This is a genomic window from Streptomyces sp. NPDC020597, from assembly GCF_044335095.1.
Classification (GTDB): Bacteria; Actinomycetota; Actinomycetes; order Streptomycetales; family Streptomycetaceae; genus Streptomyces.
In genome coordinates, this window is record NZ_JBIRUL010000048.1 from 16,800 (window position 1) to 32,595 (window position 15,796).

Here is a 15,796-nt window from a genome sequence, read left to right on the forward strand (position 1 = left end):
AGTGCCCAGGTTCTCGCCCGGGTCGTCGACGGCGCACCGGCCGGTGCGGAGATCGTGCTGGTCGGTGTCTGCCTGCGCCCCGACACGGTCGCCCCCGGGGTGGTGGCCGGCGGGGAGGTGGACATGTACGGGCCGTTCGGCGGCAGCCCGGGTGAGTACCGCCAGACGTTCATGGTCGGGCCCGCGGTCGCCCCACCACGGCAGTCCGCCCCGGCCGTGTGCCGCCCCCTGGAAATGAGCCTTCTGCAACTTGAAGGCCGGGTTGGAGATCGGCTCGTGAGCCTCCGGCGCATGTCTTCCGCGCTGGACCACGCGATGATCGACAAGATTGCGGCCGGGATCGACGAGTAGCTGATCGGGACGCGCCGTGACATCCACCGGCATCCCGATCTCGCCGGTGAGGAGCGGCGCACATCAGCACTGGTCGCCGAGCGGCTTCGCGCCGCGGGTCTGGCCGTCGTGACCGGTGTGGGCGGCCATGGTGTGGGTCACCTCTGCTTTGCCGGCTGGATGGGCGGCAGAGTCCAAGTTATGGACAGGGTTTGCGGCTGTCCGTTGCCCGCACTGCCGGACTGGATGTTCTTGCCGAGTTGCGCTGCGCGGATCGCGACGACGTACCCGCTCGAGCCGGCACCAAGGACGATGACGTCGTAGTGCGCGCTCATGAGTGCCCCCTTTCCAGGGGGTTCGATGGTTGGCTCGTGGAGCGAGTGGTCATGCCGCGCGGTGGTGGGGTGCCAGAGCGGCGTGGATCTGGTCGCGGATGTCGGCGAGGACGGCTTCATCGCTGCGGTGCAGGTACACGGTGGCGGTGGCGGTGATGTGGATGATCGCGGTGATCACCCGCGCCAGCGTCGCCGCGTCGGCGGCATCGATGTACTCGTTGCGGGCGAGCAGGCCGGTGATGCCGTCCTCGAGGCGGCCGGCAAGGGCTAGACCCGCTTGCCGGTAGGGCTCGGCCGGGTCACCGAAGACGAGTTCGTGCAGGTATGTGCGGCCGTTCTCGGTGTGCTCCCTCAGGCACGCCACCACGGGACGGAGGAGAGCGACGACCGGCTCCAGTACGCCCTGCCCGACGGCGGCGTTCGCGGCGGCGAGGCCGACGTCGATGGCGGCGGCGAACTTCTCGTTCTGCACCATGATCAGCAACTCGGCCTTCGTGGACGCGTACAGGTAAAGGGTGCCGATCGCGACGTCGGCCCGGTGGGCGATCTGCTGTGTCGTGACCCCGCTGACGCCGTGTTCGGCGAACAGTTCGCGGGCTGCGGTCATGATGCGCTCGCGCTTGGCCTGTTTGGCCCGCTCGCGGCGCCCGATCGGCATGTGGCCGCGTCCCATGGGACCTCCCTTGACAATAATTCTGAGTAGACTCATAGTTGAGTGTACTCAGGTTAATGGAGAGAGGCGAGGCCCCCCATGTCATGCCAAATTGGCTGATCTGGCCTCTTGCCTGGATAAACAGGATGAAGACAAGGAGTGGCGCTTCATGCGAGCGTTCGTCGTCACCAAGTACAAGGAGCCGCTGCAGGAGGCGGAGGTCCCCGAGCCCACCGTGGGGGAACACGACGTGCTCGTGCGGGTGGAGGCCGCCGGGCTGAACCCGCTGGATGAGAAGATCCGCGCCGGTGAGTTCAAGCAGATCCTGCCCTACCAGCTGCCGCTGATCCTGGGTAACGACGTCGCGGGCACCGTCATCGGCGTCGGGACGGCGGTTCGCGGCTTCAAGCCCGGAGACGAGGTCTACGCCCGGCCCGACCAGGACCGCATCGGCACGTTCGCCGAGCGCATCGCCGTCGCGGAGGGCGACCTGGCGCTCAAGCCCGCCTCGATCAGCATGGAAGAGGCCGGCTCGCTGCCGCTGGCGGCGCTCACGGCGTGGCAGGCGCTGGTGGAGCGCGGGAAGGTGCGGCCCGGGCAGAAGGTTCTCATCCACGCCGGCGCCGGCGGGGTCGGTTCGATCGCGATCCAGCTCGCCGCGCACCTCGGTGCGAGCGTCGCCACGACCGCCAGCGGTTCCAACGCGGACTTCGTGCGCGCGCTCGGCGCGGACACGGTGATCGATTACCGCACCCAGGACTTCGAGCAGCTCCTGACCGGCTACGACCTGGTGCTGGACAGCCTCGGCGGGGAGACCCTCGAGAAGTCCCTGCGGGTGCTCAAGCCCGGCGGCAAGGCCATCGGGATCGCCGGTCCCCCGGACCCCGCGTTCGCCCGCGAGGCCGGCCTGAACCCGCTGCTGCGCCTCGCGGTCGCAGGCCTGAGCCGCAAGATCCGCAGGCAGGCGAAGAAGCTCGGCGTGACGTACGAGTTCCTGCTCATGCGCGCCAGCGGCGACCAGCTCCGCCAGATCACGACCCTCATCGACGAGGGCGTGGTGCGTCCGGTCGTGGGAAAGGTGTTCGGCTTCGACCAGACCCCGCAGGCGCTGCAGTCCTTGTCCCAGGGCGGCATCCGCGGCAAGGCCGTCATCGGCAACGGCTGACCCGCCGCAACCGCGACGGGCGACACGAAACACACAGCGACACAGAACTCGCAAGGAGAATCCGTCATGAGCAGCACAGCCACCCCGAACGAACCCGTCGTCACCTCCTACGCGAAGGCCCCGGCCCGCACCGTCCGCGCAGGCGGCGTCACCTACGCCTACCGCGAGCTTGGACCGAAGGGCGGCATCCCCGTCGTCTTCTTCGTCCATCTCGCCGCGACCCTGGACAACTGGGACCCCCGCATCATCGATCCCATCGCGCAGGGCCGTCACGTCATCGCCTTCGACAACCGCGGTGTCGGGGCATCCACCGGCCAGGTGCCGGACAGTGTCGAGGCGATGGCCGACGACGCCTACACCTTCGTCAAGGCGCTCGGGTACGACAAGATCGACGTCTTCTCCTTCTCTCTCGGCGGCATGGTCGCCCAGGCTCTGGTCGTGAAGCACCCCGAGCTCGTCCGCAAGCTGGTCCTCACCGGCACCGGGCCCAAGGGCGGCAAGGACATGGACAAGGTCGCCAGAGTCACCTACTGGGACATCCTGCGTGCCACGTTGACCCGTTCGGACCCCAAGGAGTTCCTGTTCTTCAACCGCAATGCCACCGGCAAGCCTGCCGCACGCGCGTTCGTCAACCGGCTCAAGGAGCGCACCGTCGACCGCGACGCGGACATCAAGACCAAGGCGTTCCAGACGCAGCTGAGGGCGATCAAGAAGTGGGGGCGCTCCGCCCCTGACGACCTGTCGTCGATCACGCAGCCCACCCTGATCGCCAACGGCGACAACGACCGCATGGTGCCGTCGGTCCTGTCGGAGGACCTGCACCAGCGCATCAAGGGCAGTGAGCTGATCATCTACCCCGATTCCGGGCACGGCGGCATCTTCCAGTACCACGACCGGTTCGCCCCCGTGGCGGTCGAGTTCCTCGCCCCGTGACCACGACCTGACCAGGAAAAAAGGGCAACATCATGAGCACGTCACCGGCCGCCGCGCCCCCGGCGGTGAAGAAGCCTCTCACCTCCTCGATCCTGCTGTGGGTGCGTACCGACCAGCCCCGCCAGACCGGCATGGACCACTGGAAGGGCCCGCACTCAGGGATCATCTCCGCCACCCCGGGGCTGGAGGAGTACCGGCAGATCCACCTCGCCGAGCACAACACGGGCCTGTGGCCGGCCATCGACGGGGTCCAGACCGCGATCCCCGCCGACCGGAAGATCGACGGCGTCGCGGAAGTCACCTTCCAATCGGTGCTTGCACCCCTGAAAGGGCGCGAGCAGACGAAGCTGGCCTACGCCGACGAGATCAACGTGTTCCGCCGCACCCTGCTCTACGCCGGCCCGCCGAACTCGTCCCGCTGGTACGACGTCGCAGGCCCCGGGCAGACAGTCGGTGCCCGCGCGCTGATCTACCTGCGCCGCAGAGACGGCGTCGGCGCCGGCGCCTTCCGGAAGTTCGTCAACGAGCAGCTCGCACCCGCGCTCGCCGGCACCGGAGTGCTGAAGGAACTGCGCACGCAGACATTCCTGCCCTGGACGAAGAAACTCTGGGACACCCCGGACGTCGCCCACGACAACCCCCACGACCAGCACTTCCACGCCTCGGTCAGCCTCGGGTTCACGGACACCGCGGCACGGGACGACTTCTTCACCGGCAACGTGATCGCGGACCTGTCCGACCGGCTGGCACCGCAGGTCTCCGCGATCCACGCCTACGACGTCGCCGCCGCCCTCACCTACGTCAAGAACGGCGACATCCTCCCGCACTACCAGGAGTGAGCAGCGCAGACGGGAAGCGGGACCACCGGATCTGCTCGGCACATCCATCCGCCCCGGCTCCCTTGCCCTCCTCTCACCCCGATCGCCGCCTGATACCCACCACGCATCCGGAGCCGGCCATGAGCGAGCAGCAGAGCACCATCCACTACGAGCGCACCTCACCGCAGATCGCGAAGATCACCTTCGCCAACCCGCCCGTCAACCTCATCGCCGGCGAGACGGTCCTGCGCCTCATCGAGATCGTCACCGAACTGGCCACCGACCCCGACATCCAGGTCGTACTGTTCGACAGCGCCACCCCCGACTTCTTCTACAACCACTTCGACCTGGCCGCCGCCGCCGACTTCCCCGCCCCCGAGGACCCGGAAGCGGTGCCGGCCTGGACGAATCTGGTCCTGGAACTCTCCAAAGCGCCCTACATCACCATCGCGGCCATCCGGGGACGCACCCGCGGCGGCGGGAACGAGCTCGCCCTCGCCCTCGATCTGCGCTACGCCAGCCGTGAGAAAGCGATCTTCGGACAGCCCGAGGTCGGCAGCGGACTGCTGCCCGGCGGTGGTGGCAGCGAACGCCTGCCCCGGGCCATCGGACGCGACCGCGCCCTGGAAGCCATCCTCACCAGCGACGACTACGACGCCGACACCGCCGAACGCTGGGGCTGGGTCACCCGCGCCCTCCCCGACAGCGAACTCGACGCCTTCGTCGGTACCGTCGCCGCCCGGCTCGCCTCCTTCGACCGCACCTCACTCGCCTCGGCCAAGGCCCAGATCAACCGGGCGTCCCTGCCCCCGGACGCGGATCTGGTCGCCGCGTACGGCGAGTTCGCCCACTCCCTCACCCTCCCTGGTTTCCTCACCCGGGCCGCAGGCACGCAGGCAGTCGTCGAACAGGCCGGCATCGACTTCGAGTACCGGCTCGGGCACTACATCGGCATCGCCAACCAGCAAAGCTGACACCCATCAGAAAACGAGGACGGACGCAGCGGATGCCGCGTCCGTCCTCCTTTGCCGCGGGGCCCACCTGATTTCCGACGTCTTCGGCACGGTGGTCGGATCGGGCTGCTGCCGGATCGACCGCCGATGTCCTCCACCGCTCGACGGCCGCGACGGTGCACCGCTTCTGGACACCGGTCGGCCAACCGTTCGCACGCCATGGATCACTGGGGCCCGAGGTGAAGAGATCACGTCGGGACCGAACAACAAGCTCAGGCCTCCGTGCTGTGCACGTCCGGGTAAAGCGCCTCGACCGGGCCGCTCAGAGCCGCCTTGACCCCCTTGGTCAAGTCGTCGGCCAGGACCTCGTATTCTCCGGCCTCGACGGCGTCGTAGACCGTCGTCACCAGCTGCCTCGGCGGCATCTTGGGTCCGTCGGCATGCGCGGCCATATCGGTGTCGACGTAGCCCATGTGCACACCCGTCACATGGACGCCCATGGGTGCGAAGTCGATGCGCAGCGAGTTGGTGGCCGACCACAGTGCGGCCTTGGACGCGCTGTAGGCGCCGCCGAAGGCGTACCAGCTGGCAACGGAGTGCACGTCGATGAGGACTGACCCCTTGTTGGCGGCGAGGGTCGGTGCGAAGGCGCGGGCGAGGAAGACCGGTCCGAAGAAGTTCGTCTCCATGTTCGCCCGGATGTCCGCCTCGGAGACGTCCAGCAGGCTCGCGCTCGGCGGGATGGTGCCCGCGTTGTTGACGAGCACGGTGACATCCGCCGCGGCTGCCACGGCCGCGTCGATCGACGTGCGGTCGGTGACGTCGAGGGTCAGGGGGACGATACGTTCGTCGTCCCAGGCGCGGGGGGAACGGGCGGTGGCGTAGACCTTGACGGCGCCGCGAGCCAGGGCCTCGTGGACGAAGTGGGTGCCGATACCACCATTGGCGCCGGTGACGAGGACGACCGCTCCATCGAGGGAGGGCATGGGTTCCTTCTTTCCGAGGGGGATGTGAAGTACGTGGCTGCGCACGGATGGAGCAAGGACACGTCGCCCCGCGATGGGAGAATGAGCGGAGCCACACTCGAGCCCACATGACATTGAGTACAATCATAACTGATTACAGTCAGAATCTATTCCCGGAGGACACCGCAATGCCTGTCGGACGGCGCGAGCGGAACAAGCAGGAGAAACTCGACCGCATCGTCGCCGCCGCTAGTGAACTGTTCGCCGAACACGGCGTCGATGAGGTCACGACCCAGCAGATCGCGGACCAGGCCGACATCGGCACCGGGACCCTGTTCCTTTATGCCAAGACCAAGGGCGAACTCCTCCTCCTCGTCCAGAACGCCAAGTACGTCGAAGCACTTGAGCGGGGCCGGGCGGACGCCGAGGCCATCCCGGGCGTGCTGGACGCGGTGCTGGCGATCGTCCGGCCGATCGTCGAGTGCAACCGCGTCCAGATCCACAACGGGCGCACCTACCTGCGAGAGATGGTCTTCGGCGACCCCGAGGAGCCCCGGCACGGCGCGGCACTCGCCATCGTCGCGCAGACCGAGGAGACCGTCGCCGCCGTGCTGCGCCGAGACGAGCGGATCGCAGAGGGCGATGCCGCGACGCTGGCACACATCGTGTCGGCCGTGATGTTCCTCAGCATGGCGGTGAGCGTGAACATCGCCTTGAGCGTCGAGGAGATCGTGCAGGACATCCGCAGGCAGGTCGACGTCCTGCTGCCTCGCTGAAGCGGGGCCCAGCCTCAGGCCCGGGTGACCATCCGGGCAGTCCTCGGCTGCGGCACGGCCCGAATCCCCGAATGGCAGCTCATCCGGCCGTTGCCGCCCATAGCGCCCTGACTGGACGGGTGGGGCGACCGGCCGGAGGGCCACCGCCGCGTGCTGCTGGGATTCCGGAGATTGCCCACCTATGTGGCGTCGGGTCCCACTCCCACAGCCCCTTGTTCCCAGGAGTCCGGGTCGGAGCCCGTGTGGTGCGGTCAGGGATTGTGGGTCGATTCCAGGATCTTCTCCGACAGCTCTGTGCCCGCCGTGGCGCGGGCCGGCAGGATCGCGCCGACCAGGGTAACCACCATGGTGAGGCCGTCGTCGGCGTCTGTGGACATCCACGCGGCGAATTCCTGGACTCCGGCCGTGTACGTTTCGCGCACCTTCCCGGCTGTGGCCTCGCGAGCCATGTCCCCTGCGAATCCGGCGGTGGGGCAACCCGGTGCCCGGCTGGTCACGGTGCTCGGCCGACAGGTAGAAGTCGACGAGGGCGCCGCGTGCGGTGGCGTGATCGCTGTGGGCCGTGTCGAACGACGCCAGGAGTAGGTCAAGGTCCCCGAAACGGCGCCACCGACTCCGCGTGGCTCCACCCCGAGGCCGGCGCGGACGGCGACCGGGGCGCCCAGGACGTGCGCGCCCCGGCCTCTCCGCCGCCTGACGTCACCGCTGCACTGACGGCGGCGCAGGGCTGTGGTGTCACGGGGCCGTTGCGTGGTCGAATTCTTCTTGGCTATGTGGCGGCCGGAGGTGTCGGCCCGATGCGGCTGTGTCGGCAAGGACCACCACGTCGCCTTGGCCGGAGGCTTCTGTGACGGTGTGTCCGAGCTGGACCAGCAGCCCCATTACCGCGGCCTGCACGACCATTCGCATACTGTCGCCGCTCACACCGCGTCTGGCTGGTTCACGGGCCAGCGAGGTCAACCCGTCCCAGGCCGTCCAGGTCACCAAAGCACCCTCGGGCACCTCGGTCACCCACAGCCCGGGAACGCCGTTGTCCGTTCGCCCAGCACATCGAAGCCGGCCTGGGCCAGAGCAGAACTCACCTGCGAGACGAGCTCAGCAGGCGTACACGACACCACGGCCGCCTGTCGCAAGAAGGCAGACCATGCCACCGCATTCTCCTGTGCGCGGCCCGGCGTACGGGGATGGCCGTGAGGGTGGTGCGCTACGCGCCCCTGGCAGCGGGTGTGTGTCCGGCACGGGCGGTGGCAGCTGGATGTGGACGCCGACCGGCCCCTCGAATAATCGCTCCTCCACGAGCTCCGGCGCAGCCGCAGCTCCAGCACGCGTGTGCCCTCACCGGCCGGGATCCGATCGCCACGCTGGACCGCCCGTTTCGGGGATCTGATCCACGTGAACCCGCCCCGGCACCTCACCGCTCCACTCACAGGGCTGCTGCAGCGAAGCACCACCGCGTCCAGGCAACGACCTGGCCGTGAGCTGCAGCTGAAGAAGTCGACGCCTTGCCCAGGTCCGCCGACGGGTGGCAGCGCCTCGGCAGACACCACTGCGGCCTGCCGCATCGGCGGGCGGAGGCCGGCCTCCCCCTGACGGCGGCCCACGGGCTGCTTCGTCCTCGCGTGTGCCGAGGAGGACGGCATGACGATTTCACCCCTCGATGGGTGTAAAAGATGTCAAATCAGTCACTCATGCACATATCCGGCAAACAGGTTTCTGACTTTGCGAGGAGGAGTGAGCTGATGAGTGAGGCAGTGCAGGACACCACACGGATACAGCAGACCGGTGAGACTGCCAAGGCGCAGGCGTCCGCCCCGCCGATCAGACCCAGCAGGCCGCGGGACAGGTTGCGGGTACAGCCGTCGACCAGGCCAAAACCGTGGCCGGCGAGGCGAGGCAGCAGGCCGTCATCGTCGCCGACGACCTGCGCCGCCGCGCGAGGGACGAGGCCCAGGGACAGACCCGGCGGGCCGCCGGGACACTGCATCAGTGGGCGGACGACCTGGCAGGACTGGCCGACAACGCGCAGAGCGACTCGCCTGCCCGCAGCCTCGCCGCTCAGGCGGCCGACGTCGGGCACCGGGCGGCCGACTACCTGGAGAAGCAGGGAGCCGACGGCGTCCTCTCCGATGTGCAGGACTTCGCCCGCCGCCGTCCTGCGGCCTTCCTGGGCGGCGCCCTGCTGGCAGGGTTCGCCGCCGGGCGACTGGTGAAGGCGGTGGCCAAGGCGGACACGTCTTCTGGAACGAACCAGAATGGGGCCCCCACCTCGCAGCAGACGACGGGGCTGGACGAGCCGGCATCCGCTGCGCTCCCGTCCGCTCCTTCACCGGGGCCCGTACACGACCCGGTACAGGCGGTGCCGCCCGATCCGCCGCAGTTTCCGCCGTCTCTCGGCACCGCCCCGGGCGGCGCTCCGGGCCGGCCGGGCCCGGAGGTGTGAGCGATGGCCTTCGCCCCATCCCACTCGCAGGTCGAGCACGCCGGTGACAGCTCGGTGGGCGAGCTGCTGTCCGCCGTGGCGTCGGACGTCCAGACCCTGTTCCGTCAGGAGGTCGAACTGGCCAAGGTCGAGGTCAAACAGGAGGCCGCCAAGGCGGGCCAGGCTGCCGGCATGTATGGCGGCGCCGGGTTCGCCGGCTACCTGGTGGTCCTGTTCCTGTCACTGGCCGCCGTGTTCGGACTGGCCAACGTGATGGATGCGGGCTGGGCCGCCCTGATCGTCGCCGCCGTGTGGGCCGTGATCGCAGCCGTGCTGTATCAGCGAGGCAGAACGCACTTGCGCACAGTGGCACCCAAACCGGAGCAGACCGTCGAGACGATGAAGGAGAATGCGCAATGGGCACGTCACCCGACCGGATGAGGGCCGAGATCGACGCCACTCGGGACCGGCTGTCTGCGGACGTCAATCGGCTCGCAGACCGGGCCAGCCCCCGCAAGGTGGCCCGTCGCCGCGTCCGAAGGATGCGCGGCGCCGTCGGGGGGGTGCGTGAACGGGTCATGGGAACGGCCTCGGACACCGCTCACGGGGTCACGAACAGCGCCCCAGGCGGCGGCCGGTTCCCTGCAGGAGGGCACCCAGCAGGCGGCCGGCACCGTGCGCGACGTGGCCGGCCAGACGGGGGAAGCGGTCCGGCAGGCGCCGGACGAGGCGATGCGCCAGACACAGGGCAATCCGCTGGCCGCCGGCTTGATCGCCTTCGGCGTGGGCCTCCTGGCGTCGTCGTTGCTGCCCGCGTCCGAAGTGGAGCAGGACAAGGCCGCCGCCTTGGTGGGAAGCGGCGGGGCACTGGAGCCGGTGAAGGAGGCCGCTCTCAGTTCCGCGCAGAACCTCAAGGAAGGCGCCAAGGAGACTGCCCAGAACGCAGCGCAGGAGGTGAAGGACACCGCCGCGGAAGCCGCCCGAACCACCCAGGACGAAGCCCGCGACCAGGCCGCGCAGGTAACCGACCAGGCACGCGAATCAGGCAGACAGGTCGCAGACGAGGCTCGCCACCAGCCCGGCCAGGGGTGAACTCCGCAGACCTGTCCCACCCACGCCGCGCGCCGTTCGCCGCGTTCACACAGACCCTCGCGGCAGAACGGCGCCCGCGCAGCCCCCGGGAGGTGTCCAGGGCCGATGTCCGTCGCCGGGCCCTGCCCGGCCTGGGCGGCGGAGTCCGTGCCCAACGCAGGCCGGGCCTGGAGGCCGGGTCACCCGACGCGCTGGGTTGTCTCCCCAGCCCGAGCGGGTACGGCCGGCAGGGAGACGGTGCAGGAGGCGCAGCGCCGGGCCTGGGCCGGTACGGGGCTGAGGCATTCGGGGCAGTCCCGTTTGGGGGCCTGGACGTCTTGGTGCGGGGCGAGGCGTTCGTGGAGCTTGTTGATCGGGAGCACGACCAGGAAGTACAGGGCGCTGGCGAGGAGGAGAAAGCTGATCACCGCGTTGACGAAGGCACCGTAGGGGAACTCGATGGCGCCTACGGTGAAGGTCTTGCGGCTCATGTCGCCGGTGGCGCCGGTGGCCAGCCCGACGAGTGGCGTCAGGAAGGCGCTGACGAAGCCGTTCACCACGGCGGTGAACGCTGCCCCGATGACGATTCCGACGGCCAAATCGACCACGTTGCCGCGCAGGATGAAGCTGCGGAAGCCCTTCACCTTCTCACCCCTAAGAGGCTCTTGACGTCGACGGGCGGCACCGAAAAACCGCGGTCAGCCCACCACCATTTCGCCTCGGATGCCCCACCACTCGTCCCCCCATGCCGGCTCCGCCGCGCGGCGCGGTGACGTACGTCAGCACACCATCGCGGCCGGTCGCTCAGCCTGAGCTGCACCCCGAAACAGCCCTTTAAGGCAGGCCCGGGATGAGGGGATGCCTCTTCACCCTGCACTGTGACCGGTGAGCGTTGGGGTCAGCCGCTGGCGAGTATCGGGCCGGCCGCGGCAGAGAGTGTCTGGTGAGCGTGCGGTCAGGGCGTGGCAGAAGTGGCTGTGGGAATGCGCATCCGACGCAGGAGATCACGGGTGGTGCGCTTGCGTAGTGTGCTGCGCCAGGTCAGTCCCGGGTGGCGGGACCGTAGGTGTGACAGCGCACGTGTGCCCAGGCCGGTGCTGTGGAAGCGCTCGTTGATGGCAACAGTGGTAATGACGCCCTGGGCGCAGTCAGTGCAGATCCAGTAGCGGACCTGGCCGACGACCTGGCGGGTGTGCACGAGGAGCAGGCATTCGTCGCCTGGGCCGGGGTCGTCCGGGATGTGCGTGGCCGTCGCCCAGCCTTCCAGCCCGACCCCGCCGACCTCCTCCGAGCGGCGCGGCACCTGGGTCTGTTACCGCGTCGAGCCTTCCGTCCTGGCCGCGATGGGCAAGCTCCTGACGACCGCGGCAGCCTGACCAACTGCACCGCAGCGGCGATCGGCTGGGCCCGATCCGAGGCGGCTGGGATCTGCTGCGTCAGTGCAGGGCCTGGACGGCGTACAGAGCGCCGAGAGTTGCGGCGAGCATGCCGAGCAGGAGGCGCAGGGCCGTCTCCGGCAGGTAGGGCTGGAGGCGGGCGCCGAGATAGCCGCCGATCAGGCCGCCGGTGCCGCAGGCCAGGCCCAACCACCAGTTGGGGGCTACGTCCCCGGAACTGACCAGGGACAGCACCGTGAACGCGCCTGCGCCGACGAGCGAGGTCGCGAAGGTGGCGGCGAGGGCGGCCGGAGCGACGCGGGAGACCGGTAGGCCCCGGCCGACGAGTATCGGCCCGAGGAGCGAGCCGCCGCCGATTCCGTAGATGCCGCCCACCACCCCGACCGCCAGGGCAAGGCCGGTGACCGTGCGCGGGGACGGCTCGCCGGCCCGGTCGCGCGCGGGGTGCAGGGTACGGGCGCACAGCCACAGGCCCAGTGGGAGCAGCAGGGCGGCGATCAGCAGCCGGAAGACGGCCTGGCCAGGCAGGGCGAAGACCCGTATGAGGGCGCCGATGCCCACCCCGGGCAGTGTGCCCAGGACCAGATGCCGGGCCAGCGCCGTGCGCAGAGCACCGTTTCGGCGGTAGCGCCACAGGGCGCCGGGTCCGGCGACGATGTTGAACAGCAGATTGGTCGGCGTGACGGCGGGGCTCGGCACCGCGAAGACGCTCAGCTGGACCGGGAGTAGAAACACCGCCCCCGACACCCCGACCGGCGCGGTCACCACGGCGATCAGCAGCCCGGCGGCCAGCCCTCCCAGCGCCATCCACGCGTCCACCGCAGCCCCCGGCCCTCGATCATCGGCGGATCAGTATCGGCGAACGGCGTGCCGGTACGGCCGGTGCGCAACGAGATGTTCACGAACAGCAGTCGCATCCGGGGCCGCAGCCACACGCCTTGGCCTCGGCACGGCGGTCCTGACGCCGATGCCGGGCATCGACGTCAGGACCTGGGAAAGAGGGTGGGCCTCAAGCAGGGCCTCGATCCGGGCTTCCAGGGCCCGGCGTTGCTCGTGGACGGCGGCCAGCGACTTCGCCAGCGACGGCACGATCACGTCGAGGGTGCCGGTGCCGGGGACGGTGACGGTCTGCTCGTCGAGGGCGGCGAAGATGGCGTCGACCGGCCGCTCGGCCATGCGTGGTGCCCTGGGGCGGACGACCTCGACCAGCCTGCGGCGGCCGGCCTTCCGAAGGGCCCGCGGGGATCCGTAGCGCTCGAGGAGCCAGGTCACCGCCTGGTGGTCCAGGCGGGGGCCGAGGACGCGTTCGAGGCTGGGGTGGAACTGGGTGAGCAGGCCGCGGATGCGGTTGGAGGTGCGGTTGGCCTCGCCTGCCAGGTCCTGGTCGAAGCCGACGAGCATGGTCAGCTCGGCGGTGACCTCGTCGGCCAGGTCGAGGGTGCGCAGGGTGTGGGGCATGGTGCGGGCGGCGTCCGCGATGACGGCGGCGTCCTTCGCGTCGGTCTTGGCCTCGCCGGGGTAGAGGTCGGCGATCCTGCGCATCGCCAGGCCGGGCAGGTAGGCGACCTGACAGCCCGCGGTCCGAGCGACGGTCGGCGGCAGGGCGCCGATGGAGGCGGGCTGGTCCACGACCACCAGGACGGTGGAGAACTTGGCCTTCGGTTGGTCGAAGACGGCCCGCAGCTTCGGTTCGCTGTTCGGCAGCGGCTTGTCGAAGACCGTCTTCCCGGCCGGGGTCAGTCCGTGGCCGTGAGGGGTGTGCTTGCCGACGTCCAGGCTCAGGAAGACGCCCACCCCGTCGATGCTGATCACCGTGCCCCCACATGTGTCGGCGCGTGCCGGCCCCGGGGTCGGGAGCCGTTCTCGCGCAGCCACGTTATGCAGACCTGCCGCCCGCAGGCGGCCGGGCATTGCGCCCGGCCGGGCGTGGTCGGACCTCTGATCAGCGTCTCCGACGGCACCTCCCGGGCCCGGTGGCACCACCCCCCAGGTCATCCCATCGACAGGGGGCAACAGCCATGCCGGGCCCGGAGGCCCGCGGCCCTCTTGCAGGACCGCGAAGAAGATAACGGGGCTACCTATACGTCCCCGTCCGACGGTGACGTCGCCGCCGCTCTCCGAATGGCCCCATTCAGCCGCTGAAGCCCATGCATCATGCGCAAACCCGGACAGGGACAGGGAGGTCCTCCTCGTCAGCGGGAGGCGGGCGGAAGTGCGCGCTCGAGGAAGTCGAGCCGGAGACGGCGGGGCAGGGTGCTGTCGAGGCCGAGGGCGGTGCGGCGCTGTCAGAAGGGGAAAGTGCGGCCGTTGGTGCCGCGGGCTCCTTCCCAGACGCGGTGCCCGGCGTAGCGCTCGTAGTCCCAGACCTCCTTGGCGAGGCGGGCCTGGGACATGATGCCGTTGTCGAGCTCGAAGAGGCGCACCTCGCTGGTCGTAGTCGGCCATGCGAGGACGGCGTCAACGTTGAAGCTCAGGCCGGTCTCCTTGATGGCGTGGTTGACCTCCACCTGCCAGTCGGTCAGACGCTTGCGGCCGCCGAAGGCCAGGATCACAGCTCCGCTCCACCTTGTGGCCGCTGGCGCCGAACTCGCGCTCCGCCCAGCCGGCCAGCCAGCCAGCCAGTCGGCGATCGCCTGCAGTTCCGGGACCCGCTCGGACCGTGCCGCCTTCAGGTCCGCCAGCCTTTCGGATGTCGTCGGCAGGTTCCCGACAGGGACGCCGTTCTGTGGCTCGTGGAGCACGACAGATGGACGACTGACCTGTTCCCCCCTGAGACCCGCCGATATGCTCACACTGTGCGAGGACAGACACGAATGGCCAAGGTGGCTCGAGTGCTGGCGATTTGGGTTTTTTCCACCCTTGTCATGCGCTTCTTCCTTGGTCTCACGGGCGATTACCGGGGCTGGCTGACCACTGCGGTGACGTCCGCGTCGGTGGTAGCCGCTGGGTCCCTGTTTTTGTGGTTTCGGTCCCGTAGGGAACGCAGGGCCACAGCGCCTTAGAGGTCCTAACAGAAGTTGTTGACCAAGTGACCGTCGGCTTGTCCGCTCGTTGGTCTGGTCGTGGGGAAACGTCAGTCGCGGCCGTGGATCGTGTCGGACGAACTGTGGTCGCTCATCGAGCCGTTATTGCCGGAGCCGGGGCCGAAGCTGGTGGCGGGCCGGCCGCGGGTGCCGGACCGACAAGCCCTGTGCGGGATCCTGTTCGTGCTGCACACGGGCATCCAGTGGGAGTACCTGCCCCAGGAACTGGGCTTCGGCTCGGGCATGACCTGCTGGCGGCGCCTGGCCGCATGGAACGAGGCCGGTGTGTGGGAGAAGCTGCACCTGGTGCTGCTGAAGAAGCTGCGGTCGGCGAAGCAGCTGGACTGGTCGAGGGCGGTGATCGACTCCTCCCACGTGCGGGCGGCCCGACGGGGCCCAAAAGCGGTCCCAGCCCGGTCGACCGCGCACGGCCGGGCAGCAAGCACCACGTCCTTGTCGACGGGCAGGGCATCCCGCTCGCGGTGTCGCTGACCGGCGGCAATCGCAATGACGTCACTCAGCTGATCCCGCTGCTGGACAAGATTCCACCCGTGGCCGGCGCGGTCGGGCGGCCGCGGAGACGGCCGGACATGCTCTTCGCGGACCGCGGCTACGACCACGACAAGTACCGGCGACTGCTGCGGAAACGCGGCATCCGGCCGGCCATCGCGGAACGCGGCCAGCCACACGGCTCCGGCCTGGGCATCTTCCGCTGGGTCGTCGAACGCACCATCTCGTGGCTCCACGGCTTCCGCCGGCTCCGCATCCGCTGGGAGAGGCGCGACGACATCCACGAAACCTTCCTCGGCCTCGCCACCTGCCTCATCACCCACCGACACGTCCAACGCTTTTGTTAGGACCTCTTAGTACTGCAACGGTGCTTGTTCTGAGTGCTGGGCAGTTTTCAAGGGCTGTGTCCACGGCGCTTGTAGTGACTGAGCCGTGCTTGATATTGCCGT

The 15,796-nt window shown here is 69.2% G+C and carries 18 protein-coding genes and 3 pseudogenes; 12 read left to right on the forward strand and 9 right to left on the reverse strand.

What is annotated here, in order from left to right:
• Positions 1-54 precede the first annotated feature (54 nt).
• Positions 55-351 carry a hypothetical protein gene (locus tag ACH4ZA_RS38430; RefSeq protein ID WP_398433661.1) on the forward strand — a complete coding sequence of 99 codons (297 nt, stop codon included), beginning with the start codon at positions 55-57 and terminating at the stop codon, positions 349-351.
• A 137-nt stretch (positions 352-488) separates the two neighbouring features.
• On the opposite strand, the gene ACH4ZA_RS38435 is transcribed toward ACH4ZA_RS38430, so the two are convergent.
• A complete protein-coding gene (locus ACH4ZA_RS38435; RefSeq protein WP_398433679.1) occupies positions 489-665 on the reverse strand; it encodes a hypothetical protein in 177 nt (58 codons plus the stop codon).
• 49 nt (positions 666-714) lie between these two features.
• Entirely contained in the window at positions 715-1,338 is a 624-nt protein-coding gene (locus ACH4ZA_RS38440; RefSeq protein ID WP_398433662.1) for a TetR/AcrR family transcriptional regulator, read from the reverse strand.
• A 148-nt stretch (positions 1,339-1,486) separates the two neighbouring features.
• Here ACH4ZA_RS38440 and ACH4ZA_RS38445 point away from each other — a divergent pair, with 148 nt between their 5' ends.
• The 4 genes from ACH4ZA_RS38445 to ACH4ZA_RS38460 all read left to right on the forward strand — a co-directional run bounded on the left by ACH4ZA_RS38445 (position 1,487) and on the right by ACH4ZA_RS38460 (position 5,207).
• Entirely contained in the window at positions 1,487-2,482 is a 996-nt protein-coding gene (locus ACH4ZA_RS38445) for an NADP-dependent oxidoreductase (protein ID WP_398433663.1), read from the forward strand.
• A gap of 66 nt (positions 2,483-2,548) precedes the next feature.
• Positions 2,549-3,415 (forward strand): alpha/beta fold hydrolase, encoded by an 867-nt coding sequence (locus ACH4ZA_RS38450; protein ID WP_398433664.1) that lies wholly within the window; start codon positions 2,549-2,551, stop codon positions 3,413-3,415.
• A 32-nt stretch (positions 3,416-3,447) separates the two neighbouring features.
• Positions 3,448-4,254: a strictosidine synthase gene (locus tag ACH4ZA_RS38455; protein WP_398433665.1), complete on the forward strand. Its 807-nt coding sequence runs from the start codon at positions 3,448-3,450 to the stop codon at positions 4,252-4,254.
• Positions 4,255-4,373: 119 nt separating this feature from the next.
• Entirely contained in the window at positions 4,374-5,207 is an 834-nt protein-coding gene (locus tag ACH4ZA_RS38460; RefSeq protein ID WP_398433666.1) for an enoyl-CoA hydratase/isomerase family protein, read from the forward strand.
• 251 nt (positions 5,208-5,458) lie between these two features.
• On the opposite strand, the gene ACH4ZA_RS38465 is transcribed toward ACH4ZA_RS38460, so the two are convergent.
• Positions 5,459-6,172: an SDR family oxidoreductase gene (locus tag ACH4ZA_RS38465; protein ID WP_398433667.1), complete on the reverse strand. Its 714-nt coding sequence runs from the start codon at positions 6,170-6,172 to the stop codon at positions 5,459-5,461.
• A gap of 167 nt (positions 6,173-6,339) precedes the next feature.
• On the opposite strand from ACH4ZA_RS38465, the gene ACH4ZA_RS38470 reads away from it, so the two are divergent.
• Positions 6,340-6,927: a TetR/AcrR family transcriptional regulator gene (locus tag ACH4ZA_RS38470; protein ID WP_398433668.1), complete on the forward strand. Its 588-nt coding sequence runs from the start codon at positions 6,340-6,342 to the stop codon at positions 6,925-6,927.
• 251 nt (positions 6,928-7,178) lie between these two features.
• Here ACH4ZA_RS38470 and ACH4ZA_RS38475 read toward each other — a convergent pair whose 3' ends face one another.
• Positions 7,179-7,376, reverse strand: a complete 198-nt coding sequence (locus tag ACH4ZA_RS38475; protein WP_398433669.1) for a hypothetical protein — start codon at positions 7,374-7,376, stop codon at positions 7,179-7,181.
• Between the two features lie 1,427 nt (positions 7,377-8,803).
• On the opposite strand from ACH4ZA_RS38475, the gene ACH4ZA_RS38480 reads away from it, so the two are divergent.
• From ACH4ZA_RS38480 to ACH4ZA_RS38495, 4 genes and pseudogenes are all read left to right on the forward strand, one after another.
• The gene (locus tag ACH4ZA_RS38480; protein WP_398433670.1) at positions 8,804-9,367 is read left to right on the forward strand and encodes a hypothetical protein; all 564 of its coding nucleotides are present in this window, start codon (positions 8,804-8,806) and stop codon (positions 9,365-9,367) included.
• 3 nt (positions 9,368-9,370) lie between these two features.
• Positions 9,371-9,787 (forward strand): phage holin family protein, encoded by a 417-nt coding sequence (locus ACH4ZA_RS38485; RefSeq protein ID WP_398433671.1) that lies wholly within the window; start codon positions 9,371-9,373, stop codon positions 9,785-9,787.
• Positions 9,784-9,843 (forward strand): annotated as a pseudogene (locus ACH4ZA_RS38490) (hypothetical protein); the annotation flags it as partial. The gene ACH4ZA_RS38485 and the pseudogene ACH4ZA_RS38490, both read left to right, overlap by 4 nt.
• Before the next feature lie 187 nt (positions 9,844-10,030).
• Positions 10,031-10,438, forward strand: a complete 408-nt coding sequence (locus tag ACH4ZA_RS38495) for a hypothetical protein (protein ID WP_398433672.1) — start codon at positions 10,031-10,033, stop codon at positions 10,436-10,438.
• 179 nt (positions 10,439-10,617) lie between these two features.
• On the opposite strand, the gene mscL is transcribed toward ACH4ZA_RS38495, so the two are convergent.
• Both mscL and ACH4ZA_RS38505 read right to left on the reverse strand, forming a co-directional pair.
• Complete coding sequence (gene mscL, locus ACH4ZA_RS38500; RefSeq protein WP_398433673.1) at positions 10,618-11,061, reverse strand: large conductance mechanosensitive channel protein MscL; 444 nt, start codon at positions 11,059-11,061, stop codon at positions 10,618-10,620.
• A gap of 311 nt (positions 11,062-11,372) precedes the next feature.
• Positions 11,373-11,720, reverse strand: coding sequence for a GNAT family N-acetyltransferase (locus ACH4ZA_RS38505; RefSeq protein ID WP_398433674.1), 348 nt, complete (start codon positions 11,718-11,720; stop codon positions 11,373-11,375).
• Here ACH4ZA_RS38505 and ACH4ZA_RS38510 point away from each other — a divergent pair.
• Positions 11,701-11,793 (forward strand): annotated as a pseudogene (locus ACH4ZA_RS38510) (transcriptional regulator); the annotation flags it as partial. The gene ACH4ZA_RS38505 and the pseudogene ACH4ZA_RS38510 sit on opposite strands and share 20 nt — an antisense overlap.
• Positions 11,794-11,853: 60 nt before the next feature.
• Here the strand turns inward: ACH4ZA_RS38510 and ACH4ZA_RS38515 are convergent.
• The 3 genes and pseudogenes from ACH4ZA_RS38515 to ACH4ZA_RS38525 form a co-directional block, all read right to left on the reverse strand.
• On the reverse strand, positions 11,854-12,621 hold the full coding sequence (locus tag ACH4ZA_RS38515; RefSeq protein WP_398433675.1) for a sulfite exporter TauE/SafE family protein: 768 nt from the start codon (positions 12,619-12,621) through the stop codon (positions 11,854-11,856).
• Between the two features lie 144 nt (positions 12,622-12,765).
• Positions 12,766-13,626 (reverse strand): annotated as a pseudogene (locus ACH4ZA_RS38520) (IS110 family transposase); the annotation flags it as partial.
• Positions 13,627-14,099: 473 nt separating this feature from the next.
• Positions 14,100-14,366 carry a replication-relaxation family protein gene (locus ACH4ZA_RS38525; protein ID WP_398433676.1) on the reverse strand — a complete coding sequence of 89 codons (267 nt, stop codon included), beginning with the start codon at positions 14,364-14,366 and terminating at the stop codon, positions 14,100-14,102.
• Positions 14,367-14,903: 537 nt separating this feature from the next.
• On the opposite strand from ACH4ZA_RS38525, the gene ACH4ZA_RS38530 reads away from it, so the two are divergent.
• A protein-coding gene (locus ACH4ZA_RS38530) for an IS5 family transposase (RefSeq protein ID WP_398433677.1) occupies positions 14,904-15,694 on the forward strand; the annotation gives its coding sequence in 2 pieces (ribosomal slippage) (positions 14,904-15,228 and positions 15,228-15,694; 792 coding nt in all).
• Positions 15,695-15,796: the final 102 nt, after the last annotated feature.

What these genes read in the sequence shown, in the direction of transcription:
- ACH4ZA_RS38450 (WP_398433664.1), top strand. Translation starts at nt 2,549, where the DNA reads ATGAGCAGCACAGCCACCCCGAACGAACCCGTCGTCACCTCCTACGCG.
- ACH4ZA_RS38465 (WP_398433667.1), bottom strand. Translation starts at nt 6,172, where the DNA reads ATGCCCTCCCTCGATGGAGCGGTCGTCCTCGTCACCGGCGCCAATGGT.
- ACH4ZA_RS38445 (WP_398433663.1), top strand. Translation starts at nt 1,487, where the DNA reads ATGCGAGCGTTCGTCGTCACCAAGTACAAGGAGCCGCTGCAGGAGGCG.
- ACH4ZA_RS38485 (WP_398433671.1), top strand. Translation starts at nt 9,371, where the DNA reads ATGGCCTTCGCCCCATCCCACTCGCAGGTCGAGCACGCCGGTGACAGC.
- ACH4ZA_RS38455 (WP_398433665.1), top strand. Translation starts at nt 3,448, where the DNA reads ATGAGCACGTCACCGGCCGCCGCGCCCCCGGCGGTGAAGAAGCCTCTC.
- ACH4ZA_RS38470 (WP_398433668.1), top strand. Translation starts at nt 6,340, where the DNA reads ATGCCTGTCGGACGGCGCGAGCGGAACAAGCAGGAGAAACTCGACCGC.
- ACH4ZA_RS38460 (WP_398433666.1), top strand. Translation starts at nt 4,374, where the DNA reads ATGAGCGAGCAGCAGAGCACCATCCACTACGAGCGCACCTCACCGCAG.
- ACH4ZA_RS38440 (WP_398433662.1), bottom strand. Translation starts at nt 1,338, where the DNA reads ATGGGACGCGGCCACATGCCGATCGGGCGCCGCGAGCGGGCCAAACAG.
- ACH4ZA_RS38515 (WP_398433675.1), bottom strand. Translation starts at nt 12,621, where the DNA reads ATGGCGCTGGGAGGGCTGGCCGCCGGGCTGCTGATCGCCGTGGTGACC.
- ACH4ZA_RS38475 (WP_398433669.1), bottom strand. Translation starts at nt 7,376, where the DNA reads ATGGCTCGCGAGGCCACAGCCGGGAAGGTGCGCGAAACGTACACGGCC.
- ACH4ZA_RS38435 (WP_398433679.1), bottom strand. Translation starts at nt 665, where the DNA reads ATGAGCGCGCACTACGACGTCATCGTCCTTGGTGCCGGCTCGAGCGGG.